Source organism: Mesotoga sp. HF07.pep.5.2.highcov (assembly GCF_003666285.1).
Classification (GTDB): domain Bacteria; phylum Thermotogota; class Thermotogae; order Petrotogales; family Kosmotogaceae; genus Mesotoga; species Mesotoga prima.
On record NZ_JFHJ01000347.1, the window covers coordinates 1 to 3505 of the forward strand.

Below are 3505 nucleotides of genomic sequence, written 5' to 3' on the forward strand. Positions count from 1 at the left end.
CTATTCTCGAGGCCAAGTGTAATATCTAGGTTTTTGAGACCAATGTCTGCATCGATAAGACAGACCTTAGCCCCTTTATTTGCAAGAGCACAACCTATGTTGGCTGTAATTGTAGTCTTGCCGACCCCCCCTTTTCCGGAAGTCACAACGTATACTTTGGCCATATCTATCTACCTCCAGCCGTTAGACTTTTCTGAATTATAGCATTACAATGGTACTTCAACAGTATTTGGCGCTGCATTTAGAAATCACACAGTTCAAAGACACGAAATAAGCAGAACTTAAGATATCTTGTCTCGAATATAGAGCTAACCTCCGGATGGTCAAGCGGTTGGCCCCCTCTAAATGAGACTATTCCGACCTTTTTGCTGTCGTGAAAGGCATCGTTGATAGTTCTCATCCAGTCATCTTCAGAAATGATTTGTGTACATGAGGAAGATGCCAGAAGAGATCCGCTTACAGCCTTTTTTATCACTCTAAGGTTAAGTTCCTTGTACCCTCTCAAAGCACTTTTTTTCGAAGACGGTGATTTTGCCATTGCTGGAGGGTCAACTATCACAAGATTGTGACCGGCGAGTGATTCTTCTCTCAAATAGTCGAATGCATTTGCCCTGACAAACTCGCATCTACTGATGAATCCATTTATTTCAGCCGTCTCTCTTGCAACTGAAAGTGCGCGTTCCGAAGAGTCAACCAACGTCGCCCTATTAGCCCCTTGGCTCAAACAATGAAATGAGAAGTTGCCGGTATATGAGAAAACATCAAGCACATTTCTTCCGTTCGCGTATTTTGACAGTTTCTCCGCGTTGTCCCTTTGATCTAGGAAAAAACCGGTCTTTTGCCCTTTTGTGTCTGCAAAGAAAGTAACCCCATTTAATGAAAAGGGCAGCAACTCTGGCCCGCTACCAAAAAGCCACTCTTCTTTTGATTCTAAGCCTTCTTTTGTAAGGGAGATTCCCTCGCTCTTTTCAAATATCCCCTTTGGTTTCAGTGTGGCTATCAAAGCTTCAATAATCTCGTTTCTGAGAACTCCAATTCCTAGAGTGTTAAACTGAACGACCAGCCAGTCAGAAAATTTATCCACTATCAATCCCGGTAGTCCATCGGCTTCGCCAAAGGTAACTCTCAAGGCATTGCCATATCTAAGCAAAGAAGATTTCATCCCCAATGATCTTTTTAGCTTTTCTGCGAAGAAATCAGTATCGATACTGCAGTTTCTTCTTGTTAGGAGTCTCACTCTGATGGAAGAGTCCGGATTATAGTATCCTCTTCCCAGAAACTGTCCGGAATTGGTCAATACATCTACTATGCAACCACCTTCAACAGAGTCGGCTTTTTCGATTTCATTGTCATAAATCCATGGATGGCCAAATGCGATCCTCCTTTTTATCGACCGCTTCAAGACAACTCTTGCACTCAAATGTTATTGATCCTCCTGTACAAATCCATGAAGAACTCTTTGTCGAAATCACCTGGAGTCTTCTTCAGGTGTGATGCTTTTGAAGTGTAATCTGACCATTCGTTTATTTCTTCATCTGAGATTCTCAAGAAGATTCTTCCAGAGATAAACCTCTGTATAAAAATCTGAAGTTCATCGAGACTCTCAAAAGGATCGATTGCAGCGCTTATTCTATCTTTGTCGGCCTCTGCAATCTTTTTGAAGATCTCGACCAAAATTAGAGCATTTGCCATACCGTGTTTTACATTCTTGAATGAAGAGAGTGGATAACCAGCTGCATGAACAGCAGTTGTTCCCGTATGAGCGATTACTATTCCGGCGAGTGTTGCGGCAAACTGCATCCTTTCACGCAAATCAATATCATCCTCATCCAGCAGTATTCTGTCGAGCGAATCTTTAATGAGCCTGTTTGCTTCTCTTGAAAGAGTTTTTAGCAGGGGGTTTTGTCCCTTGTTAACTACTTCGCCTTCCAAAGAATGGGATAATGCGTCAAGTGCGGTAGCAATGGTTACATCTAAGGGCATTGTCACAGTGTATCTCGGATCGAGAAAGGATATCGCTGGAAAGATCGATGGCATCCCAAAACCCTTTTTCTGTCCATCGGCATTTGTAAGAACCGAGTACTGAGTAACTTCACTACCCGTACCCGAGGTAGTAGGTATGGCGACTATTGGGTGAGACGGAAGGTTCTTTCCTCTGTATAGATCCTCGCAACTGCATCCGTTCATTCCGACTGCAGAGATCGCTTTACCTGCATCGAGAGGGCTTCCTCCGCCAATTGCGATTACAAAATCACATTCATTTTCTGAAAGAAGCCTTCCTCCTTTTTCGACTGTAAAGAATGAAGGATTCTCTTCTACCTCATCGAATATTGAACTCGGAATATCTAAAGCTTCTAGCATCCTTAGTACTTCGTCGAGCGCTCCGCTTTTCTTTGCTGAGGATTTTCCAGTAACTATGAACGCTTTTGTGCCGAATTCCTTAAGCAACTCACCGTTTTGGCTGATTACTTGTCTACCTACAAAGACCCTTGTCGGCAAGAAATATTTCCACATTCAATCACCTTCTTGCTAGGAGTTTCTTGAGCAATTCTTTTGATTCATTCACCGTGTTTTCAAGACGAGACCAGTAGTCTTCCTTAAGATTCACCGGCTTCTTCAAAGAACTGTTGATTGATAGGCTCAAGCTCTCGCAACTTTCTTCAAAATAGAGATTGCAGTTTTTGTCGAGAGACCTCACAAATCTATCAAGCTTAGTATTCTTCTTCCACACGAAAGGAACGCCCAATGAGATCGCCAGAATCACTCCATGAAGACGCTCTGTGATTATTAACTCTGCATTGTTAAAAACCTCAATCATTCCTTCAAGATTCTCTGGAGGTTTTCTTACTTTGAATCCGTTTGAACGCGCCTTGGATTCAAGTTCGCTTCTCTTTTGCTCATCGTGGTGATTATGAAACCCTACGGCGCAAACTTGGGATAGATTATTCAGTCTTAGAGAATGGAGTACATCGTCTACACTGGTTCCGTTTTTCAGAACTATTACCGCCAGGCCATCAATCGTTTCACGCTTCTCGGGTATTATCCTTTTTTTTCGAAGGTAGTACGGTCCATAGTCTGTTCCGAGGATTGCTTTATTCGATATCGATGCGAAATGTTTGTAACTCACGGCGTCTCTCATAACTCCGTAAGTAAGCGGATCACTGAGCAACTTGTTCAGTGCTTTCCTGTTTGCGGTTTTACTTAATGGGCCAAACCCTTGGGAAAGAAAGAGCAGGGGTTTGTCTTTCTTGAGAGTGTACTTTGCAATCTCGTAATAGTACAAAAAACTCCTCCAGCTTGTCTGATCCTGAAGGAGATTTCCCCCTCCAAATACGGTTAGAATCGAGTTCTTGATGGAGGTTTGGAGCTCTCTTATGCTGAAGCGTTTAATTATTCTTACATCCAGTTTTGACGGAAATCTGTGGGCTATGTGGTTTATGCTGGGTGAGGCGGGCAGATAAATCGGTCCTTCAAACTCTATCTCTTCGATCAGGGATAGTGATGA

4 protein-coding genes are annotated in these 3505 nt (G+C 42.8%); all 4 read right to left on the reverse strand.

The window, feature by feature from the left end; all coding sequences use genetic code 11:
* Window positions 1–164 (reverse strand): P-loop NTPase (locus BG32_RS07485; protein ID WP_147434878.1); only part of this gene is annotated, 164 nt, incomplete at its 3' end.
* A gap of 77 nt (window positions 165–241) precedes the next feature.
* On the reverse strand, window positions 242–1420 hold the full coding sequence (locus BG32_RS07490; protein ID WP_121509686.1) for a class I SAM-dependent rRNA methyltransferase: 1179 nt from the start codon (window positions 1418–1420) through the stop codon (window positions 242–244).
* A complete protein-coding gene (locus BG32_RS07495; RefSeq protein ID WP_121526638.1) occupies window positions 1417–2514 on the reverse strand; it encodes an iron-containing alcohol dehydrogenase family protein in 1098 nt (365 codons plus the stop codon). Before BG32_RS07495 ends, BG32_RS07490 begins: the two co-directional genes overlap by 4 nt.
* A gap of 4 nt (window positions 2515–2518) precedes the next feature.
* On the reverse strand, window positions 2519–3505 hold a 987-nt coding region (locus BG32_RS07500; protein WP_121526639.1), incomplete at its 5' end, for a polysaccharide pyruvyl transferase family protein.

Bases quoted from the DNA above. Each gene is read 5' to 3' on its own strand.
- BG32_RS07495 (WP_121526638.1), bottom strand. From the start codon at position 2,514: ATGTGGAAATATTTCTTGCCGACAAGGGTCTTTGTAGGTAGACAAGTA.